Source organism: Rhodobacter aestuarii (assembly GCF_900156655.1).
GTDB lineage: Bacteria > Pseudomonadota > Alphaproteobacteria > Rhodobacterales > Rhodobacteraceae > Rhodobacter > Rhodobacter aestuarii.
In genome coordinates this window covers 197556-217799 of sequence record NZ_FTOG01000007.1, presented here as the reverse complement: position 1 = coordinate 217799, position 20244 = coordinate 197556, and the positions used below count along the sequence as shown (strand labels likewise).

The following is a 20244-nucleotide window of genomic DNA, read 5'->3' as shown; positions in this document are numbered from 1 at the left end:
ACAGGAAACACAATCTCTGTTAACGGCTGGTGAGCAGCAGCCGGAAACGGCGCTCTCTTCACTTCAAAATTGAGATGAATCCATGTGACTGCAGTCACAGCAACACAAAGGGCGCAAAGGCGCCCCGTGCCTTTCACCAATCATTTGAATAGGTTCGCGCGCCCGTGGACGCAGTTGAGGGTTACAGACGCGCGAAGAACGGGTCGATATCCCAATAGGCGATCAAATCACGCGCCTTCTTACAGGGCATGCCCAGCAGTTCCATCGCATAGACATCCATCGAGATCAGCGCCGCCAAGCGATACCCTTGCATCGCGGCATCGCGCACCGGGCTTGATTTCGTGAAAGAGCTTTCAATCGCCGAAGCTGCCGAGACCAGCGCAAAACCCAGTTCCAGTGGCGGTTCGTCGGGCCAGCGCTCCACCATGTCCCGCACAAGGCTACGCCATGCGTCATCGCTGCGCATCAAACGCTCGATGGCAAACGCCACCCGTTCCTCGATTCGCAAAGACATCACGGTCATCGTCACCTCGAACGATCCCACCAACCGCAATTCCGGGCAAGCCGCAATGCCTTTGGCGTAGTTTTCCCCAACTTTCGATTTGTGAACCCATGGGTCGGCAGACACATGCCGAAGGCATCCCCGTTGAAGCCACCCGCCGCAACGGCTAGCCTGCCCGCACACAAGCACAGGTCGGCCATGACGCACCCCCAAACTCGTAACCCCGGCACCGCCCTTACCCCCTCGTGGCTCGAGGACGTGGCCGTTAACACCCCCGCAGCCGAAGAACGCGCCATAAAGCTGACCGCCAACAGGCCCCTCAAAGGGACATGGCAGGCCGCTTGGCTCGTCAATGCGATCCGGTGCATGGACCTAACCACGCTTGCGGGCGACGACACCGAGGCACGGGTGGCACGACTTTGTGCCAAGGCCCGCCGTCCGATTGCCGAGCCTATCCTTTGTGCGTTGGGGCTGGACCATCTGACGACTGGCGCCGTCTGCGTTTACCCTACCATGGTTCGTTCGGCAGTGCGCGCGCTCGATGGGTCAGGCATTCCAGTCGCTTCCGTGGCGACAGGCTTTCCATCGGGGTTAATGCCCCTAGCCTTAAGGTTACAAGAAATTAACTATGCTGTCGCAGAAGGTGCCGCCGAGATCGACATCGTGATCACCCGCGCCCATGTTTTGCGCGGTGAATGGGCGGCGCTTTACGATGAAATCGCTGCGATGCGAGACGCCTGCGGCGACGCGCATATGAAAGCGATCTTGGCGACGGGCGATCTGCAAACGCTGACGAATGTCTATAAAGCCTCGATGGTGGCGATGCAGGCGGGGGCCGATTTCATCAAGACATCGACCGGGAAAGAAGCGGTGAATGCCACCCTGCCCGTCTCGCTCACGATGGTGCGGGCGCTTCGCGATTATGGGGACCGCACGGGGGCGCGCGTGGGCTTCAAACCCGCAGGCGGGATGAAAACGGCACAAGATGCCCTGAATTGGCAGATCTTGATGAAGGAAGAACTCGGCAATGACTGGCTTCAGCCTGACTTGTTCCGGCTTGGGGCCTCGTCGATGCTGGGCAATATCGAATTGGCGCTAAGCCAGCATGTCACCGGGCGCCTTGCCGCCAGCCACCGCCACGCAATTGCCTGAGGGAAAGATGCCTTCCGTGACCGAGATCCTTGAGATGATGGACTATGGCGCCGCCCCCGTAAGCGACCGGCCCGCGCAGGACTGGCTTAAGGCGCATAGCCCCCTAGGCCATTTTATCGGGGGAGCTTTCACCGAAGCGGCGAATGGTCAAGCTTTGCCATACCCCGCAACCGGCAAAGAGCTTGCACAGGTGGCCGAAGGCAGCGCCGATGACGTGACGCGCGCTGTCGCCTCCGCCCGTGCGGCCGCCCCAGGTTGGGCCGCCCTCCCTCCGCATGAGCGCGCCGAGCATCTTACCAAGCTCGCCGCCCTTTTGCGCAAACGACAAGAGGTGCTCGCCCAACTTGCAACGCGAGAGAGCGGGCGCGCGATCCACACCACCACTGCGACCGACGTGCCGGAGGCGATTGCGCAGTTCACCCATTTCGCCCACCGCGCCGAACTTCTGGACGAGACCTTCCCCGGTCGCGCGCCACATGGCATTGTGGGGATCATCTTGCCCGTGCAGCGCGCCTTTGTGACCTTGGCCGCAAAAGTGGCCCCAGCGCTTGCCGCAGGAAATACACTCGTTTTGAAACCCGCCGCAGAAGCCCCGCTGACCGCGCTCGCCTTTGCGGCGATCTGCGCCGAGGCAGGTCTGCCTGCCGGGGTGATCAATGTTGTTACCGGCGGGGCAGAACTGGATCAGACCCTCGCCGAGGCCGAGATCGAGATGCTGTCTTTCACCGGCCCGACCGAGGCGGGCCGCGCCCTGCGCATTGCTACGGCGGGGTCTGGCAAAGCCTTGGCTTTGGCGCTTGGCGGCAGGCCGCCCCATCTGATTTTTGCCGATGCAGACCTGGATGCTGCGGTCGAAGGCGTGGTGACCGCACTTGAAAGCAGCCCCCGGCTTTTGGTCGCCGAAGCGGTACTTGAGCGCTTTACGCAAAAACTCACCCGGCGGCTGGAAACGCTGCGCATAGGCGATCCGCTCGACAAGGGCACAGATCTTGGGATCACCGTGCCCCCGTCGCACTTGGCGGAGATCCGCGCCCGTATTGCGCAAGGCGTCGAGGCCGGGGCGGAGTTGGTGCAACCGAACTTGAGCGTGCACCTACCGAAAAACGGGCAGTTTTGCCGCCCCGGCTTGCTCCTTCATGTCTTCCCCGCCAACCCGTGTTTTGATGCAGAAACCTTGGGCCCGACTACGACGCTCACCAGCTTCCGCACCCCAGCCGAGGCGGTGGAGCTTGCCAATAACAGCCGTTTCGGGCGCGCTGCGGCGGTCTGGTCGGAAAATATCACGCTCGCAACCGATATCGCGGCGCAGATCGAAACCGGCACTGTTTGGATCAACAGCAGCGACCTGAGCGCCCCCGGCGCACCGCAAGAGGGTCTGCGCGAAAGCGGTGTTTCTCAGGCGGGGCTCGCGGCCTACCTCGCCCCGAGCACTGTGCCTGCCCTGCCAGAGCCCCCGGCGGTAATGATCCCGGAAAGCGTGCTGGGGGAAAGCGATGTTGCCAAGGCGGTGGCACAGGCTGAAAAAGCAGGCGGCTGGAGCCAGAAGACTGGTGCTGACCGGGCGCAGGTCTTGCGCGCCTTTAGCGCAGAGCTTGCGGTGCAACAAGCGCGGATCGCAGAGCGCTTGCAAAGCCTCGGCCATGACCCACAAGAGGCGGCGCAAGCGATCCGCTTGGCCTATCGCTGCGCGGCCCATGCCGAAACCGGGGCAGATGAGGCGCTGCGGCCCGCTCCCAAAACCTTGGCCCTTGCCCAAAGCTTGCCTTGGGGCGTTCTGGGCGTCGCCTGCCCGGTGACGCAGCCGCTTTTGGGCTTTGCCGCGCTGGTGCTGCCCGCACTGGCGATGGGCAATCGGGTGGTCGCGATCTCCGCCCCTTCGTTGGCACAGATCCTGCCGGATCTGGCGCAGATGCTCACCAAAGCGGGGGTGCCGGGCGGCGTGCTGTCCCTCGTCAACGGTCCGCGCGATACTTGGGTTCAAACGCTTGCCCGCCATGACGGGGTGGCGGCGCTTTGGTACGCGGGCAATGCAGAGGGCGCGGCCTTGGCGGAACGCCAAAGCGCGGGCAATCTGAAAGCCACATGGTGCCCGACAGAACGCGATTGGTCCGCGCAACCGCTCAGCGAAACCCTTGCCCAAGCGCGCCAAAGCAAAACCATCTGGCTGCCCTACGGCGCATGAAAAAACCGCGCCCCAAGGGGCGCGGCTTCATTCGCTTAGGCAATGGTTCTTAGAACCGATCCGTCACATCTTCGATCCGGTCGGCCACTTCTTCCATCATCGGGTCGATTGAGCGGCGGCGGAACTGAATCCACAGCGCGCGGATCGTCAGCACCAGCATCCCAAACAGCGTCAGGAAGATGATGTTGAACCACGGGATCACCGAGGCGTCTTTGCTCTCCACCGGTTGGATCGCCACGGCATTGGGGAAGATCGACAAGATCTCACTGCGCCAGCCGTAGTGCGTCACCACCGCCCATTTCGGGTTTTCGGGCGAGGATTTCAGGTCATCGGCTTCGGTTTGCAGGTTGGCCGTGTCAAATTTGAAATAGGGCGGCCAACCCCAACCGGTATCTTCGTTGCGGAACACAACCGGTTTGCCATCCGCCGTCACCGTCGAGATGAATTGCACATCGCGGTTCACCAGCGTGGACGATTGATCTTCGGGGCTGGCCCAGAAGATCCGCGTCCAGTCGCCCAGATCTTGCCGTTCTTGGTAGGTGTTCACCACCCGCACCACATCGTGCTGCGGCAGCGTGTAATGCAGGAAGGCACCAACGATCACCGCAACGATCGTCCAGAAAGTCCATTTCACATAGGTCATTGCAGCCTCTCAGTTCACGAAATAGATCAGCGCACCCACCACAAGGTAGGGCACCAGCACGACGAGCCACAGGCCCCGCCGCACCCAACTTTTTTTGAACGCCTCCATCTCAACGTCGATAAAGGGTTCGCGTTCCATTGCTCCGCCGGCTTCGCCCCGGTCCCAAGCGTTTTCAAGGGCTTCGCGCTTTCGCGAGGTGATGTAAAGTCGAAGCGCCCAATAGGTTACAAAAGCCAAAGCCGCTTCAATTAGCAGAAGTCTGGTAAATCCGATCATGTCCGCCCCCTCAACACGGCCCCCCAAGGGCCGACGAGATCAATCGGGTCACGGCTGGGCAGCGGGGGCGGTGGCGATTTGCGCGGGCTGCCCCAAGGGCCTGCCTGCACCGGCACAGGTGCCTTGGCTGTCTCCGTGGCCTCTTCCATGCCCGGTTCCGACCCAAAGAGCCGTTTGCGCGCACCGGCCTTATCGATTTGGTACTCCGTTTCGAGAAATTCCGCCACCCAAGCCTTTTTTACCTCGGGCCAGCCCGCATAAAGCCGGTAGAAAAGCTCTTTGTGACAGATGAACAATTGCCGCACATCCAGCGGGCTGAGTTCGGCCAAGAGCCGGTTCACCAGATCGCGCAGCGGGCCGGGCCGGGCGCGCAGGGTGTAGAAATAAGCCGGATGGTTGCTGTCAATCTCGGGCCACGCACCACCGGCCTCGACCCAGCGCAACAGCGCCGCGAGCGCCTCAAATTCACGCGGCAGCACACTGCCCAATTGCCCCGCCACGCCGCGCAGCGCCCGCCGGTCGCCTGCACCAATAGGAAGGCCCAGTTCGGCGGCGGCAGAGACCAGAATGAAATCCATCTTCTGGCGCAAGATCGCGCCCGCATCGGTGCCGCGCGCCTTCACGATAGGTTCGACAAGGCCGTTGACATCCAAAAACCGCGCAATCGCATTGCGATCCGTGCCGCTGATCATGTCATGGGGCAGACCTTGCAGCAGCTCCCCCATGCCGATCACCGCTTTATGGCGCGGCGTGCGGAAGAGATAAACACCACCAAAATGCGATGTCCAAAAATCTGGCGCATCAAATTGGGTTTTGCCAAATTTCACCGGGTGGCGCGTCACATCACCGGTTTTATCGGCGAGCGTTATCATCTCGCCGATCAGCGCATCGTCATACCAGCCCGCAGGATCGGTGCGAAACCGGGTGATCAGCCCAGCCAGTTTCTCAGCTTCCGCCACATGGTTGCCGGTCGTATCGGCGGCCACATTGAAATAGCGCAGGCCGATGAGCTGCGCGGGGGTTTCTAGGCTATAGACGGTATCTTCCACCTCCCCCAAAACCGCATCGCGCGCGGTGAGCGAGAAAAGCTGCGCTTCATTCGCCTCGATGAACTCGCGCAAAATCGCGCGTTCAGTGGAGAAGGTCGCCTCCAGAAGCGGCGCGGTTTTCTGCTCGGGGCTGAGCAAAATGAACTGCCGATTGACGCCATTGGGGTTGAGGTAGCGGCTATTGCCCAATTCGTCGCCCACCTCGGGGCTGTAGCCCGAAATGTCGATATGAAAGGCGTCAAGCCCGGTGGTCTTGCCCGTCAGCTTTTGCAAGGCGCGGTTATAGCGCTCAATCAACGCCGGGCTTTCCACCCGGATCAGATTGCCAAACATCAACCCCTTGTCGATCAGGCGTTTCATCGGCTCCTAGCCCCGCAATTTTGCCAAAAGAACGCGCCCGCTTTTGACGATCACACTCGCCCCCAGAACAGCCACAAGCCCGAACACAAAATAAGCGGCAAAGAGTTCGTATGGGGCGCCGGGCACGGTGCAGCTTTCAGCGGCGGTGAGGCGGATCACGAAATCCGCGCCGCACATGGTGCCGGTGCCAAAATAGGCGGGTACCAAAGCGCCAAAGGGCACCAAGACCAGCATCTTCCCCCAGCCCGCACGGGAGAGGAAAAACGCCACCAAAAGCGCCACGAGGCCGAAATAGAGTGCGAACATGGTCATTGTTTTTCCTCCAGATAGCGCCGCTTCGCCTCTTCTGCGCGCTGCATGTCGCGGACCATGCCCTCAATCGCGACCTCATCGGATTTGTCGGCATAGCGGAATTCGCTATCGGCGTAGCGGTTGATTTCTTGCACCACCATCTCTGCCGTTATCGGGCGGCGCAATTCCGCGATCATCTCTGCTTTGCGGTCATAGGGCTGGAACAGGAAAATATCGGGGTTTTCCATCCAATCATCGGGCAGTTCAAAATCCATCGCTCGGACCTTGACCGCATCGGTGATGTTCTTGATCGCGCGACCGGTAAAGCGCGGGTCGGCTTCTTGGATCGCTTTAAGGTAAGCGCCCAGCTTTTCTAGCGTATCAAGGGCACCAAGCTGGGTGCTCACCTGCGCAAACACGCTTTGCAGCCCCGGTTCCGTAGGCTGGCTGTGGCGGGCAAAACTTTCGGCCACTGCGCGCTGAATTTCCTGCTCGGCATAAAGGTCGTGATCGCCAAGCGGGATCGCGTGTTTCTTGCCCAAAAGCAGCGTCAAAATATCAATGTAATCTGCGCGGGTTTGTGGGCCATCTACTAAGAAGCGTGCCCCCGCGCGCTGGCGCAACGCATCATCCACATTTTCCGGAAAGTTGGAAAACATGCCAAAAGTGCAATTGCCGCGCACGACAGTATTGGCGCCAGCAAAGGCCTCCATCAACACGGCGGTAACTTCTTGCTGCCCCGCCGAGGATTGCCGATCCCCGCGTTTGCCCGCAATTTGGTCGATGTCATCCACCGTGCCAAAACCGATCACGGCAGGGTCCATAATCTCGGAGATAAACGCCTTGGCGTTTTGACCCGATTTGCCCTGATAGCTGTCGATATTATCGATGCCAAAGTTTTGGTAGCGGAACGGATAGCCCGCAACCTTGCAGTAATCGTTCAACAGCCCCGCCATCATTTGAATGAGCGTGGTTTTCCCCGTGCCCGGCGCGCCATCGCCCATGAAAGTGAAGATGAAACCACCGAGTTCCGCAAAGGGGTTCAGCTTGCGCTCGAAGTCATAGGCCATCAGCATTTTGGCAAGCCGCATCGCCTGATATTTGGCGATATGGTTGCCCACGACCTCTTGCGGGCGTTTGAATTGCATCACCAGCGTGGAGCCGCGCGCCTTGCGGGGCGGCGCAAAACCTGCAATCGGCAGATCATCGGCCTCCACCCGCCAATTGGCGCGGGTGAACGCGCCAATCCGCGGCGCGGCTTCCCCGCGCGCAGCCGCCTTGGCCGACAATTCCTCGGCAAAGGCCAAGACGGTGGCGATCAGCTTGCTTTCATCCTCGGCAAAGGTGGCAATGTCTTGATCCAACTCCCAAAGCGCCCCGTGCAGCGCCAAGATCGCATTATCGCTCAGCACCTCTTCCACGGCCCCAATTTCAACCACCGCCTCGCCTGCCTGATCTGCCAGCAAGAAGGCGAGCGCATTGGCGAAACTACCCAAAACGGCAAAGCTTTCTGCAGCCAAAAGTTCGGAAAATTCCGCCCGACGGGGTTGCGGCAAGCGGCCTTCAAGATTGGCTTTTTTCAGCTCTTTCAGCCCGGTCACTTCGGAGAAACTCTCGCCAATCGCCAAAGAAATCGCCAAGGCGCGGCGCAGGTCTTGCGCGACGGTCGCAGCGGCGGGTGTAGGCAGCGCATCGCCCGTGGCATCATTGATCCGCTCAAGCAGCCGCACGCCCTCGCTGCGCGCGGTGGGGCGCGTCACCAAGCCCGGCGTGGTGGAGCGAAACCGCCGCGTGCCGGTGGTGATGCCCGCAGAGCGTTCCTGCCCAACAGGCGCGGAGGCTTTGGCCAAACGCGGCACATGGTCAAACCCCTCCAGCATCGCCTCGGCGGCGGGGTAATGCGCGCGGATTGCCTCTTCGCGCAGTTCCATTTCGTCGCGTTGTCCGCTCATAAAATCCTCATTGTGAAACAATCACCCGGTCGCCCGCGCCGACCACAAATTTGCGCACATCGGCAAAGCCGGGTGGATTCAATTCGGCCAAAGCCTGATAGGGGCGCTGCGGCAAAATCAGCGCGCGGCGCATCCGCGTAGCCCCGCGCTCGGCCCCGGCGGGGCTGAGCGGATCGAGTTGAAACACCTCGCGCTCGGTTGCGGAAAACCAGCCCTTTTCCAACTCCACCCGGGCGCTTTCCAATTCCTCCACCGTCCAAGCCAGCGCCCAATCATCGCCTTCTGGCGCGCGCGCGGTTTCTAACACCTCGCGAATGGGGCCGGTTTGCAGCGTGTAGGCGTGCGAATACATCGGCCCCAGATGGATGCGCAAAAGCCGCTTGGGGTGCAGATCGTCAAAATCGGCATCAATCCCGCGCGCGATGGTGAGCAGTTTCAGATCGGTGATCGACTGCGCCAGCAGATGCGCCTCAAGCCGCGCGCGCCGCCCCGCATCTTGCGAAAGCGGCAAGCGGCCCGTGTCTTCAAGATCAAGAATATAGATCACCGGCAGGTTTAACGTGCTGTCGTAAACTGCCCAATGCAACCGCAGCCGGGCACGGCCATCAACCACGCCCAAATGATCAAACGCGGGCGGCATTTGCGGCCAGAAAAGGCCGCCCTCCCCCAAAGCCTCCAGATAAAGCCTTTGGCTGAGCGCATATTGCAGATCGGTTGGCACTTCGCGCCGCGCGATGATGCGCTGCACCATCTGCTCTTTCAGAACCTCCGCGCTTTCCATCCGCGAAAGCTGCATCTGCGCCTGCGCGGCATCATTTGCCATTGTCAGAATTTCCTGAAAAACAGGAAAACCGCTTTCATGCAGGTCAATCGTCAGATGGCGGTTCACCACGCCCGTCAACCGCCCCGCGATCAGATATTTGAGCGAGAGCGCCCGAAAGCTTGCGGCGAGCGCCTGCGCATAGCCCACAAGCACCGCGCTTTCAGAGGGCGCGAAACTCCCGCCCGCTTCCATCTCGCGCACCACGCTTTGCAACAGCCCGGTGATGCGCTCGAATTTCGCAAAATAGCGCCGCGCCGCAGCCTCATCCTCAAGCGGCTTGTGATCGCGGGTCAGATCGGTCTCGACCACTTAGCCCCCATACAGGTTTTTATCGTGTTTCTCGACAATCGCGGCAAAACGGCGGGCAAAGCGCTCATCGGCTTTTGCTTTGTCTTCCAGAACCTTGCGGGCAAAGACCATTTGGTCGCCATGGGCTTCCAGCATCTCGGCCATACGCCGATTGGTCGCCGCGCCAATCCCCGCCATCGCCGCTTGCGCCTCTTGATCGGTTTTCACGCCGATCTCATTGATGCGGTGAGCAATGTCTTGTTGCTGCGCGGTTTTGAGCGATTTCGTCAGCGCATCATAAAGCACCACGCGCTGCTTGGTGTCGGTCATCAGCTTGTTGATCAGTACCATCTGCGTCGCCGCCTGATTGGTCAGGCTATCGACCCATGTTTTGCCCTGCTCAATGTAGCGTTCCAAGGTTTGGCTTTTCGCAAGCTGCACCTGCTCATCTTGCACCATTGCATTGTAACGCAGGTTCAAATCGGCCAGCTCGGTTTCCAACCGGGTGCGCGCGGCGGCATCTTGCTCGACCGCGATCTTGTTTTCCAATTCGATGATTTTGGGATCAATCGCCAAAATCTCGGCGCGGGTCTTTTCCAGCGCGGCGACGGTGGCTTCACGCTCATCAAGCGTTGCTTTCAGGTTCGTTTCGACCTTGCCCTTTTGCTCATTGAGCACGGCCAGTTGCCCCTCAAGCAGGGTCACAATCGTATCGGATTTGGCGATCAGATCTTGCAGCTTTGCGTCAATCGAGGCCGCGCGCAGCCGCTCCGCCCGCATCGATTCCGCCTTAGTTTTGGAGAAAAAACCCACAAGGCTTTCCATCCCCGACTTGGAGCGCAGCCCGTCAAATTCCTTTGAAAAGCCGGTCGTCACATCATCAAGCCCCATGATGAGTTCAGCGATATTGGCGTTCATCGCGTCGGTATGGGCCTGCACATCGGCAAGGGTGGCGTTTTCGATATCGAGCGCCTGCCCCGGCTCGGCCCGCGCTTGCGAGATTTTCGCCGTCACCGCTGAAATCTTTGCTTGCGCCTGCGCCACCTGCTGCTTGCTTTGCGCAATCTGTGCGTCCAACCCGCTCATCTGGCCCTCCAATGTTAATGCACTTTACAAATTGGGATGCCAAAGCGGCATTGTAAGTCCCTGCGGCAAAAGCGTAGCGAATTCGGCTTAGCGGGGCCAGCCTTTCTGCCCCGAAAGGTCAATCCAGCCGAAAGACCTTGTCGCGCGCGGTTTCGCCGCGAATAAGCGTAAGCCGCGTCTTCGCCACACCCAAGCTTTTGGCCAATAGCTTCACCACCGCCGCGTTGGCTTTGCCATTTTCGGGCACCACGGTGACATAGGCGCGCAGACCATCCTCCCCCGAAACGATCTGGTTGCGCGAGGCTTTTGGGGTCACCCGCAGCGCGATTTCCGCGCCGGGAACGGCAAGATGGCTGAGGTCGCTCATACGCGCTTCATAACGCGGGTGCGGGCAAAGCGAAACCGTTCCAACGCTTGCAATTGCGCCCCGCCCCCCCGATATCAAACGCAATAGGAGGACGAAAATGGATTTCCCCCCCGGCACGATCAACCCTGCCAAACGCAATGAAGATGCGCTGAGCTTTTTGGCGACGCGCCGCTCGCGCCCCCCGAAAATGCTGGCCGCCCCCGCGCCCGACCGCGCCGCTTTGCGCGAGATCTTGGAAATTGCCGCGCGGGTGCCAGATCATGGCAAGCTGGAACCGTGGCGCTTCGTGGTGCTGGAAAAGGCCGCGCTGGATCGGCTGGCCGAAGAGGCAGCTGTTTTTGCGGCCACCCATAACCTGCCCGAAGACAAAGCCGCCAAGGGCGTAAACCAATTCGCGCAAAGCCCGCTGTGTGTCGCGCTGATTGCCGTACCGCGCCCCACCGATAAGGTGCCGCAAATCGAACAAACCCTGTCTGTTGGCGCGGCGGGGATGCAGCTTGTGAATGCGGCGCTGGCGGCGGGCTGGGGGGCCTCTTGGCTGACCGGATGGGTTGCGTTGGATGAACGCTTCACCGGCCCTGCCTTTGGGCTGAAAGCGGGCGAATGGGTCGCCGGGCTCATTCATATCGGCACCGAGGCGCATCAGCCGCCCGAGCGCCCCCGCCCGAATATGGACGCCATCACCACATGGGTAGAGGCATGATTTTTGAGGTTTTTCTGCGCGGCTGGGCCGATCTAGCCCGCCCCCGCGCGCTGAAGGTTTTGCTCAAGGGGATCGGGCTCGCAGTGCTCTTGCTGTTTGGGGTCTGGTTTGGGCTTTTTGAGCTCATTAGCTGGTTCGTCCCCGACACGATCACCCTGCCGTGGATCGGCCCGGTGGGCTGGATCGACCCGGCGCTGTCGATTGCCTCAATCGGCGTGATGCTGATTGCGTCCATTTTCCTGATGGTCCCGGTCGCTTCGGTCTTTACCGGGTTCTTTCTGGATGAGGTGGCCGAAGTCGTAGAAACCGCGCATTACCCCGGCCTCCCAGAGGTGCGCAGTTTGAGCCTTGCGGAGACCTTGGGCGACAGTTTGCGGTTTTTCTGCGTGGTCCTGCTCGCCAACTTCGTGGCGCTGTTTCTTTACTTCTTCGTCGGCCCGCTCGCGCCGCTTTTGTTCTTTGCGCTCAACGGCTACCTGCTCGGGCGGGAATATTTCCAAATGGTCGCCGCGCGGCGGATGAGCCGGCCTGAGGTCGCCATGCTTTACGGGCAAAACAAGGTGACGGTCTGGATGGCGGGCGCGCTGATGGCATTGCCGCTGACGGTCCCGCTTTTGAACCTTGCGGTGCCTGTGGTGGGGGCTGCGGCCTTCACCCACCTATTTCATCGGCTGGCGCGGAATTAACCGCGCCAGCGCTATCGCTTAGACCTGCTCCAACTCGATCAGGCAGCCGTTGAAATCTTTCGGGTGCAGGAACAGAACGGGCTTGCCATGCGCGCCGATCTTCGGCTCGCCGGTGCCTAGAACCCGCGCGCCCTCGGCCTTCAGCTTGTCGCGCGCGGCCAGAATATCTTCGACCTCAAAGCACATATGGTGGATGCCGCCCGAGGGGTTCTTGTCCAAGAACCCTTGGATCGGGCTGTTCTCGCCCAGCGGATAAAGCAGTTCAATCTTGGTATTGGGCAGTTCGATGAACACCACGGTCACGCCGTGGTCGGGCTCGTCTTGCGGCGGGTTGACCTTTGCCCCAAGCGTATTTTCATATTGCGCCGCCGCTGCCGCGAGGTCGGGCACGGCAATGGCGACATGGTTCAAACGTCCAATCATTTGGGCCTCCCTAAAGCTTCATTCGGCATAGGGGGGGCATTTGCACGATGCAAGCGTGGGATTTACCGTTTGCGTTAACCCTTCGTTAGTCAAAGTTGCCCTTAATGAATGGTGTAGCGATTCCTGCGCCAAGGTGACGCAATGTCTGACGATCTGAGTAAGTTTCTCGCCACCCGTCCCGCTTCGGCGGAACGTCCCCTTCTGGGCCTGACAGTCCTTTTGGTGGAAGATAGCCGCTTTGCCTCTGAGGCCGTGCGGCTGTTATGTCTGCGCTCTGGTGCGCGCATCCGCCGGGCTGATTGCCTGCGCTCTGCGCATCGGCATCTCGCCACCTATCGCCCCGGTGTGGTGATTGTGGATATGGGTCTGCCTGATGGGTCCGGTGCCGATCTGATCCACCAAATCAAGCAGGGTGGCCACGGTGCCCCTGCCGTCTTGGGCCTTTCGGGCGATCCCGGCAAAGAGGCGGAGGCTTTGGCCGCCGGGGCCGATGCGTTCATGCCCAAACCGCTTGAATCGTTGGCGATGTTCCAGCAAGCCGTGCTTTCGGTGCTACCGCCAGAAGAGCGCCCACTGGGGCTGCGCGTGGTCGATGATGAAACCGTCTCCCCCGACCCGCTCGCGCTGCGCGATGACCTTAGCCATGTGGCCGAGGTGCTGGCTGCGGGCCCCGACAGTGCCGCGCTTGACTATGTCGCCCACTTCCTGACCGGGATCGCGCGGTCTTCGCATGATGAAGACCTTGAAGCCGCGGCAGAGGCTTTGGGCGACCAGCGCCGCAGCCGTGACATCACCAAGCTCACCGGCTTGGTGCAGGCGCGCCTGGCGGCTGCGTCGGGCTTTTGAACCCTTAAAGCCGCGCCAAAACCGGGTCTGACGCCACGCGCACCAGCCGCGTCAGATCCGAGAGCCGCTCGCGCTGCTGTCCCTGCGCATCGAAATTCGCAGGCGCAAGCCAAGCCTCATAGGCGGCTTGCAAGCTTGGCCAATCACCATCCGTCGCGGCAAACCATGCTGTATCCCGGTTGCGGCCCTTCACAATGGTCGCTTGGCGGAAGGTACCCTCATAACTCAGCCCCAAGCGTTGCGCCGCCCGGCGCGACGGAATGTTGAGCGCATCGCATTTCCATTCAAATCGCCGATACCCCACGCGGAAGGCCCAGTCGATCATCAAGATCATCGCCTCGCTTGCCACGGTGGACCGCGACAGGCGCGGAGAAAGGTTGATATGCCCCAATTCGATCACGCCCATCTCTGGCACGATCCGCAAATAAGACATCACCCCCGAGGCCAAGCCGGTTTCACGATCGACCACGGCATAAAAGAACGGGTCATTTAAGGCCGCCATCTCCGCCACCCAGCGGATATAGCCCGCCTCGGACGGAAAAGGCCCATAGGGCAGGTAATCCCAGATCGCATCATCCTCGGCATTGGCACGAAACAGCGCATCGGCATGGCGTTCCGAGAGCCGCTCCAACCGGCACCATTGCCCCTCAATCACCTCGGCATCGGGAAAACGTGGTGCCTGCCACCCGACCACTGGCGCCCCGAACTGCTTGCCCGCCATGATTTCCTCCCGTTTTCAAGAAGGTTAGCGCAGCCCGTGCGCCCGCGCAATTGCCGCGCAAAGGCACGATTGCTTCCGCTTTCTCGCCGCATTTCGCCGCGATGGTCAGTCATCCCCCTGCCAGAGGATTGCAGATGAAAGACCACGCCCTTCGCCTGATCAACGACGAACGCCTAATCGAAGCCACTCATTGGACCGTGTTCAGCCTTGGCGCGCTGAGCTTGGCCGTTGCCGTGGGCGGCACCGCTTGGACGGCGTTTTTCGCCTAAGCGGCCCCCAAACCTCCCCGACGCAAAGCAAAAGGGCGCCGCATATCGCGACGCCCTTTGTGTTTTTGCTCCGCTTGCCGGATCAGTCTTCTTTCGGCAGCACCCGCAGGCGCAATTCGCGCAGCTGCTCGTTCAGCGGTTCCGAAGGCGCGCCCATCATCAGATCTTCGGCGCGTTGGTTCATCGGGAACATGATCACTTCACGGATGTTGGCGGTGTCGGCCAAAAGCATCACGATCCGGTCGATGCCTGCCGCGCAGCCACCGTGGGGGGGCGCGCCAAAGCGGAACGCCTTGACCATACCGCCGAAGCGTTTTTCCACTTCTTCCTTCGGGTAGCCCGCCAGTTCAAAGGCTTTGAACATGATATCGGGGCGGTGGTTCCGAATACCGCCCGAAACCAGTTCATAGCCGTTGCAAGCGAGGTCGTATTGGTAGGCCAGCACTTTGAGCGGGTCGCCCATCAGCGCCTCAAGCCCGCCTTGCGGCATCGAGAACGGGTTGTGCGAGAAGTCGATTTTGCCTTCGTCGTCTTTTTCATACATCGGGAAATCGACGATCCACGCAAAGCGGAAGCTGTCGGTTTCCGTCAGGCCCAATTCGCGGCCGATCTCGTTGCGGGCGCGGCCCGCCACGCCTTCGAATTGCTCGGCTTTGCCACCCAAGAAGAAGACGGCATCGCCCTCGTTCAGATCAAGCTGAGCGCGAATGGCTTCGGTGCGCTCGGGGCCAAGGGCCTTGGCGATCGGGCCTGCGGCTTCCATCGCGCCCGCATCGCCCTTGCGCCAGAAGATATACCCCATCCCCGGCAGGCCGTTTTGTTGCGCAAACGCATTCATCCGGTCGCAGAATTTGCGCGAGCCACCCGTCGGCGCGGGAATCGCGCGCACTTCCGTGCCTTCGTTTTCCAAAAGCTTCGCGAAGATGCCAAAGCCAGAGCCCCGGAAATGCTCGCTCACATCGGCCATTTTGATCGGGTTGCGCAGGTCGGGCTTGTCCGAACCATACCACATCAGCGCGTCTTTATAGGCGATGCGCGGCCAATCGGCATCGACCCGCTTGCCGCCGCCAAATTCCTCAAAGAGCCCCTGAATCACCGGCTGCACAGCCGCAAAGACTTCTTCTTGTTCGACAAAGCTCATTTCGATGTCGAGCTGGTAGAAGTCGGTCGGGCTGCGGTCGGCGCGCGGGTCCTCGTCGCGGAAGCAGGGCGCGATCTGGAAGTAGCGGTCAAAGCCCGCCACCATGATCAGCTGTTTGAACTGCTGCGGCGCTTGCGGCAGCGCGTAGAATTTGCCCGGATGCAGACGCGAGGGCACCAAGAAGTCGCGCGCACCCTCAGGGCTCGAGGCCGTGATGATCGGCGTTTGGAACTCGGTGAAGCCCGTGTCCCACATGCGGTTGCGCAAGGAGCGCACCACGTTCGAGCGCAGCATCATATTGTTGTGCAGGCTTTCGCGGCGCAGGTCGAGGAAGCGATAGGTCAGCCGCGTTTCTTCGGGGTATTCGGGTTCACCGAACACTTGCACCGGCAGATCGCCCTCAACCGCGCCCAGCACTTCCACGTCGCGGACGTAGACTTCAATCTCGCCCGTCGGGATTTTGGCGTTGATCAGGCTTTCGTCGCGCAGCTTCACGCTGCCGTCGATGCGGATCACCCATTCCGCGCGGACCTTTTCCAGCGCGGCAAAGGCGGGGCTGTCCCCATCGCACAGCACCTGCGTGATGCCGTAATGGTCGCGCAAGTCGATGAAGAGCACGCCACCGTGGTCGCGCACCCGGTGCACCCAACCCGACAGGCGGACATCTTTGCCGGCATCGGCGGCGCTCAGATCTGCGCAGGTATGGCTGCGGTAGGCGTGCATCATTCTCCCCTTTCGGCGGGCTGGCATCAGTCGCGCTGATCAAGCGCTTTGGCCCCGGAAAGTCAAGCGCCCGACGCAAAAGGAGGCGTTTCGCCCCCCGACAACGGCACCCCCTATCGAAATAAGCGCCTCAGCGGCATGAAGAGCCAACAGCGTTAAGGCGAGAGTGCAAGAGCAGCCATAGAAAATAACTCGTCCAAAGCCTGCGCAATCACGCTTGCGCCGCGCCCGAAGGTGACTATAACCCCCATCAATTTGCGCACTGCCCGTCCGGCCGGTGCGTTTTGTCGCGCCAGATAGCAAGAGGTCCCCATGCCGAAGAGAACCGACATCAAGTCCATCCTCATCATCGGCGCAGGGCCCATCATCATCGGCCAAGCCTGCGAGTTTGACTATTCGGGCGCGCAAGCCTGTAAAGCGCTCCGCGAAGAGGGCTACCGGGTCATCTTGGTGAACTCCAACCCGGCCACGATCATGACCGACCCGGAAATGGCCGATGCGACCTATATCGAGCCGATCACCCCCGAAGTGGTGGCCAAGATCATCGAGGCCGAGCGCCCCGATGCGCTTTTGCCGACGATGGGCGGGCAAACGGGTCTGAACACCTCGCTCGCGCTTGCTGACATGGGCGTGCTGGAAAAATTCGGCGTTGAGCTGATTGGCGCGAATCGCGAAGCGATCGAGATGGCCGAAGACCGGAAGCTGTTCCGCGAGGCGATGGACCGGATCGGGCTGGAAAACCCGAAAGCCACGATCATTTCCGCGCCCAAGCTCGAAAACGGCAAATACGACATCAATGCGGGCGTGCAGCAAGCACTGGTGGAACTGGAGCATATCGGCTTGCCCGCGATCATCCGCCCCGCCTTTACGCTTGGTGGCACCGGCGGTGGCGTGGCCTACAACCGCGATGATTACGAAGCGATCTGCCGCTCGGGCCTTGATGCTTCGCCGGTCGCGCAGATCTTGGTCGATGAAAGCCTCTTGGGCTGGAAAGAATACGAGATGGAGGTTGTTCGCGACAAAGCGGATAACGCGATCATCGTTTGTTCGATCGAAAACGTGGACCCGATGGGCGTGCACACGGGCGACAGCATCACCGTCGCCCCGGCGCTGACGCTGACCGACAAAGAATACCAAATCATGCGCAACGGCTCGATCGCCGTTTTGCGCGAGATCGGCGTGGAAACCGGCGGTTCGAACGTGCAATGGGCGATCAACCCCGCCGATGGCCGGATGGTCGTGATCGAAATGAACCCGCGCGTGTCGCGTTCTTCGGCGCTCGCCTCGAAAGCCACCGGCTTCCCGATTGCGAAAATCGCCGCGAAGCTCGCCGTCGGCTACACGCTCGACGAACTTGATAACGACATCACCAAAGTGACGCCCGCCAGCTTCGAGCCGACCATCGACTATGTCGTGACGAAGATCCCGCGCTTTGCCTTTGAGAAATTCCCCGGCTCCAAGCCCGAACTCACCACCGCGATGAAATCGGTCGGCGAGGCGATGGCGATTGGCCGGACCTTCCACGAATCGGTGCAAAAGGCGCTCGCCTCGATGGAAACGGGCCTCTCGGGCTTTGACGAAATCGCCATTGAAGGCGCGCCCGACAAAGCTGCCGTGATTAAGGCGATCTCGCAACAAACGCCGGACCGGCTGCGGCTGATCGCGCAAGCGATGCGCCACGGGCTGACGGACGATGAGATTGTCACCGCCACCGCGTTTGACCCATGGTTCCTTGCCCGCATCCGCGAGATCATCGAGGCCGAGGCCGCGATCCGCAAACATGGTCTGCCGCTCGATGAAACCGGGCTGCGCAAGCTTAAGATGATGGGCTTCACCGATGCGCGCCTGGCCAAGCTGACGGGCCGGGATGAGGCGCAAGTGCGCCGTGCCCGCCGCAACCTTGGCGTGACGGCGGTGTTCAAACGCATCGACACCTGCGCCGCCGAGTTTGAGGCGCAAACGCCCTATATGTATTCCACCTATGAAGCCCCGGCGATGGGCGATGTGGAATGCGAAGCCCGCCCGTCTGACCGCAAGAAGGTGGTGATCTTGGGCGGGGGTCCGAACCGGATCGGCCAAGGGATCGAGTTTGACTATTGCTGCTGCCATGCCTGTTTCGCCCTGACCAAGACCGGGTTTGAAACGATCATGATCAACTGCAACCCCGAGACGGTCTCGACCGACTATGACACCTCGGACCGGCTCTATTTCGAACCGCTGACGCTGGAGCATGTGCTTGAGATTCTGCGCGTCGAACAAGACAACGGCACGCTGCATGGGGTGATTGTGCAGTTCGGCGGCCAGACGCCCTTGAAACTCGCCAATGCGCTTGAAGCCGAAGGCATTCCGATTTTGGGCACCACGCCGGACGCCATCGACCTGGCCGAAGACCGCGAGCGGTTCCAAAAACTGCTCAACGACTTGGAACTGAAACAGCCGGTCAATGGTATCGCCAGCTCGGACGCTGAGGCCTTTGAGATTGCGGGCCGCGTGGGCTACCCGCTGGTGATCCGCCCGTCTTACGTGCTCGGTGGCCGCGCGATGGAAATTGTGCGCGACCTTGAGGGGCTCAAGCGCTATATCTCCACCGCCGTGAACGTCTCCGGCGATAGCCCCGTGCTTTTGGACAGCTACCTGTCGGGCGCGATTGAAGTGGATGTGGATGCGCTCAGCGACGGTAAAACCGTCCATGTCGCGGGCATCATGCAGCATATCGAGGAAGCCGGCGTGCACTCGGGCGATAGCGCCTGTTCGCTGCCCCCCTATTCGCTCTCGCCCGAAACCGTGGCGGAACTGAAGGTGCAGACCGAGAAGATGGCGCTGGCACTTGGCGTCGTCGGCCTGATGAACGTGCAATTCGCGATCAAAGATGGCGTGATTTACGTTCTTGAGGTGAACCCGCGTGCCTCGCGCACCGTGCCGTTTGTCGCCAAGGCCACCGATTCGGCGATTGCCTCGATTGCCGCGCGTCTGATGGCGGGCGAACCGATGGCGAACTTCCCCGAGCGCGCGCCCTATCCCGAAGGGGTCGGCCCGGAAACGCCGCTGCCCTTTGCCGACCCGCTGACGCTGGCGGATCCGAACACACCGTGGTTCTCGGTCAAAGAAGCGGTGCTGCCGTTTGCGCGCTTCCCCGGCGTTGATACGCTTTTGGGGCCGGAAATGCGCTCCACCGGTGAGGTGATGGGCTGGGATCGCAACTTCCCGCGTGCCTTCCTGAAAGCGCAGCTTGGCGCGGGCACGCATCTGCCCGAATCCGGTCGCGTCTTTATCTCGATCAAAGATGCTGACAAATCGGACGAACTGGCCGATGCGGCGCGCGATCTGATCGCCATGGGCTTTGGCCTTGTGACCACTCGTGGCACCGGCGCGTGGCTCAAAGAACGCGGTATCGAATCCGAAATCGTAAACAAGGTCTATGAAGGCCGCCCGAACATTGTCGACCGGCTCAAAAATGGCGATATCGGGCTGGTGCTGAACACGACCGAGGGCAATCAAGCCATCGCTGACAGCCGCGAAATCCGCGCCGTCGCGCTTTATGACAAGATCCCCTATTTCACCACGGCCGCAGCCTCTGTCGCCGCTGTCGCGGCGATGAAAAGCCGTGCTGAAGGAGAAATTGGCGTGCGCTCGCTGCAAGACTGAGCGGACATACACCCGAGCTAAATCACAAGGCGCTGCCCCGGCAGCGCCTTGTTTCATTTCTGAGCGAAAACATAACATCTTGGGGATGCGACAAGATTTCACCCCGTATTCTGTAT

19 protein-coding genes are annotated in these 20244 nt (G+C 60.8%); 7 read left to right on the top strand and 12 right to left on the bottom strand.

What is annotated here, in order from left to right; translation table 11 throughout:
- Positions 1-181: 181 nt before the first annotated feature.
- Positions 182-628 (bottom strand): hypothetical protein, encoded by a 447-nt coding sequence (locus BW967_RS11680; protein ID WP_076485245.1) that lies wholly within the window; start codon positions 626-628, stop codon positions 182-184.
- A gap of 72 nt (positions 629-700) precedes the next feature.
- On the opposite strand from BW967_RS11680, the gene deoC reads away from it, so the two are divergent.
- Both deoC and BW967_RS11670 read left to right on the top strand, forming a co-directional pair.
- Positions 701-1654 (top strand): deoxyribose-phosphate aldolase, encoded by a 954-nt coding sequence (gene deoC / locus BW967_RS11675; protein ID WP_076485244.1) that lies wholly within the window; start codon positions 701-703, stop codon positions 1652-1654.
- A gap of 7 nt (positions 1655-1661) precedes the next feature.
- Positions 1662-3836: an aldehyde dehydrogenase family protein gene (locus BW967_RS11670; RefSeq protein ID WP_076485243.1), complete on the top strand. Its 2175-nt coding sequence runs from the start codon at positions 1662-1664 to the stop codon at positions 3834-3836.
- Positions 3837-3885: 49 nt separating this feature from the next.
- Here BW967_RS11670 and BW967_RS11665 read toward each other — a convergent pair whose 3' ends face one another.
- The 8 genes from BW967_RS11665 to BW967_RS11630 all read right to left on the bottom strand — a co-directional run bounded on the left by BW967_RS11665 (position 3886) and on the right by BW967_RS11630 (position 10971).
- Positions 3886-4479: a DUF1523 family protein gene (locus BW967_RS11665; RefSeq protein WP_076485242.1), complete on the bottom strand. Its 594-nt coding sequence runs from the start codon at positions 4477-4479 to the stop codon at positions 3886-3888.
- A 9-nt stretch (positions 4480-4488) separates the two neighbouring features.
- The gene (locus BW967_RS11660) at positions 4489-4755 is read right to left on the bottom strand and encodes a hypothetical protein (protein ID WP_076485241.1); all 267 of its coding nucleotides are present in this window, start codon (positions 4753-4755) and stop codon (positions 4489-4491) included.
- Entirely contained in the window at positions 4752-6164 is a 1413-nt protein-coding gene (locus BW967_RS11655) for a DUF6638 family protein (RefSeq protein WP_076485240.1), read from the bottom strand. The genes BW967_RS11660 and BW967_RS11655 overlap by 4 nt, the downstream gene beginning before the upstream one ends.
- Before the next feature lie 6 nt (positions 6165-6170).
- Entirely contained in the window at positions 6171-6476 is a 306-nt protein-coding gene (locus BW967_RS11650) for a hypothetical protein (RefSeq protein ID WP_108188589.1), read from the bottom strand.
- Entirely contained in the window at positions 6473-8407 is a 1935-nt protein-coding gene (locus BW967_RS11645) for an AAA family ATPase (protein ID WP_076485238.1), read from the bottom strand. The genes BW967_RS11650 and BW967_RS11645 overlap by 4 nt, the downstream gene beginning before the upstream one ends.
- Positions 8408-8414: 7 nt before the next feature.
- On the bottom strand, positions 8415-9539 hold the full coding sequence (locus tag BW967_RS11640) for a hypothetical protein (RefSeq protein ID WP_076485237.1): 1125 nt from the start codon (positions 9537-9539) through the stop codon (positions 8415-8417).
- Positions 9540-10604 (bottom strand): coiled-coil domain-containing protein, encoded by a 1065-nt coding sequence (locus tag BW967_RS11635; RefSeq protein WP_076485236.1) that lies wholly within the window; start codon positions 10602-10604, stop codon positions 9540-9542.
- 118 nt (positions 10605-10722) lie between these two features.
- A complete protein-coding gene (locus BW967_RS11630) occupies positions 10723-10971 on the bottom strand; it encodes a DUF167 domain-containing protein (RefSeq protein ID WP_076485235.1) in 249 nt (82 codons plus the stop codon).
- Positions 10972-11068: 97 nt separating this feature from the next.
- Between BW967_RS11630 and BW967_RS11625 the strand changes: the two genes are divergently transcribed.
- Both BW967_RS11625 and BW967_RS11620 read left to right on the top strand, forming a co-directional pair.
- Positions 11069-11674 (top strand): nitroreductase family protein, encoded by a 606-nt coding sequence (locus BW967_RS11625; RefSeq protein WP_076485234.1) that lies wholly within the window; start codon positions 11069-11071, stop codon positions 11672-11674.
- Positions 11671-12360 carry an EI24 domain-containing protein gene (locus BW967_RS11620; RefSeq protein WP_076485233.1) on the top strand — a complete coding sequence of 230 codons (690 nt, stop codon included), beginning with the start codon at positions 11671-11673 and terminating at the stop codon, positions 12358-12360. Before BW967_RS11625 ends, BW967_RS11620 begins: the two co-directional genes overlap by 4 nt.
- Before the next feature lie 18 nt (positions 12361-12378).
- Here the strand turns inward: BW967_RS11620 and mce are convergent, their stop codons facing one another.
- The gene (gene mce / locus BW967_RS11615; protein WP_076485232.1) at positions 12379-12783 is read right to left on the bottom strand and encodes a methylmalonyl-CoA epimerase; all 405 of its coding nucleotides are present in this window, start codon (positions 12781-12783) and stop codon (positions 12379-12381) included.
- 141 nt (positions 12784-12924) lie between these two features.
- Here mce and BW967_RS11610 point away from each other — a divergent pair, with 141 nt between their 5' ends.
- The gene (locus BW967_RS11610; protein WP_076485231.1) at positions 12925-13629 is read left to right on the top strand and encodes a response regulator; all 705 of its coding nucleotides are present in this window, start codon (positions 12925-12927) and stop codon (positions 13627-13629) included.
- 4 nt (positions 13630-13633) lie between these two features.
- Here the strand turns inward: BW967_RS11610 and BW967_RS11605 are convergent, their stop codons facing one another.
- Positions 13634-14350: a GNAT family N-acetyltransferase gene (locus BW967_RS11605; protein ID WP_076485230.1), complete on the bottom strand. Its 717-nt coding sequence runs from the start codon at positions 14348-14350 to the stop codon at positions 13634-13636.
- A 134-nt stretch (positions 14351-14484) separates the two neighbouring features.
- Here BW967_RS11605 and BW967_RS19030 point away from each other — a divergent pair, with 134 nt between their 5' ends.
- Positions 14485-14619 carry a hypothetical protein gene (locus BW967_RS19030; RefSeq protein WP_258223557.1) on the top strand — a complete coding sequence of 45 codons (135 nt, stop codon included), beginning with the start codon at positions 14485-14487 and terminating at the stop codon, positions 14617-14619.
- An 82-nt stretch (positions 14620-14701) separates the two neighbouring features.
- Here BW967_RS19030 and aspS read toward each other — a convergent pair whose 3' ends face one another.
- Entirely contained in the window at positions 14702-16483 is a 1782-nt protein-coding gene (aspS, locus tag BW967_RS11600; RefSeq protein ID WP_076485304.1) for an aspartate--tRNA ligase, read from the bottom strand.
- Between the two features lie 312 nt (positions 16484-16795).
- Between aspS and carB the strand changes: the two genes are divergently transcribed.
- Positions 16796-20128, top strand: a complete 3333-nt coding sequence (carB, locus tag BW967_RS11595; protein ID WP_076485229.1) for a carbamoyl-phosphate synthase large subunit — start codon at positions 16796-16798, stop codon at positions 20126-20128.
- The last annotated feature ends 116 nt before the right edge of the window (positions 20129-20244 follow it).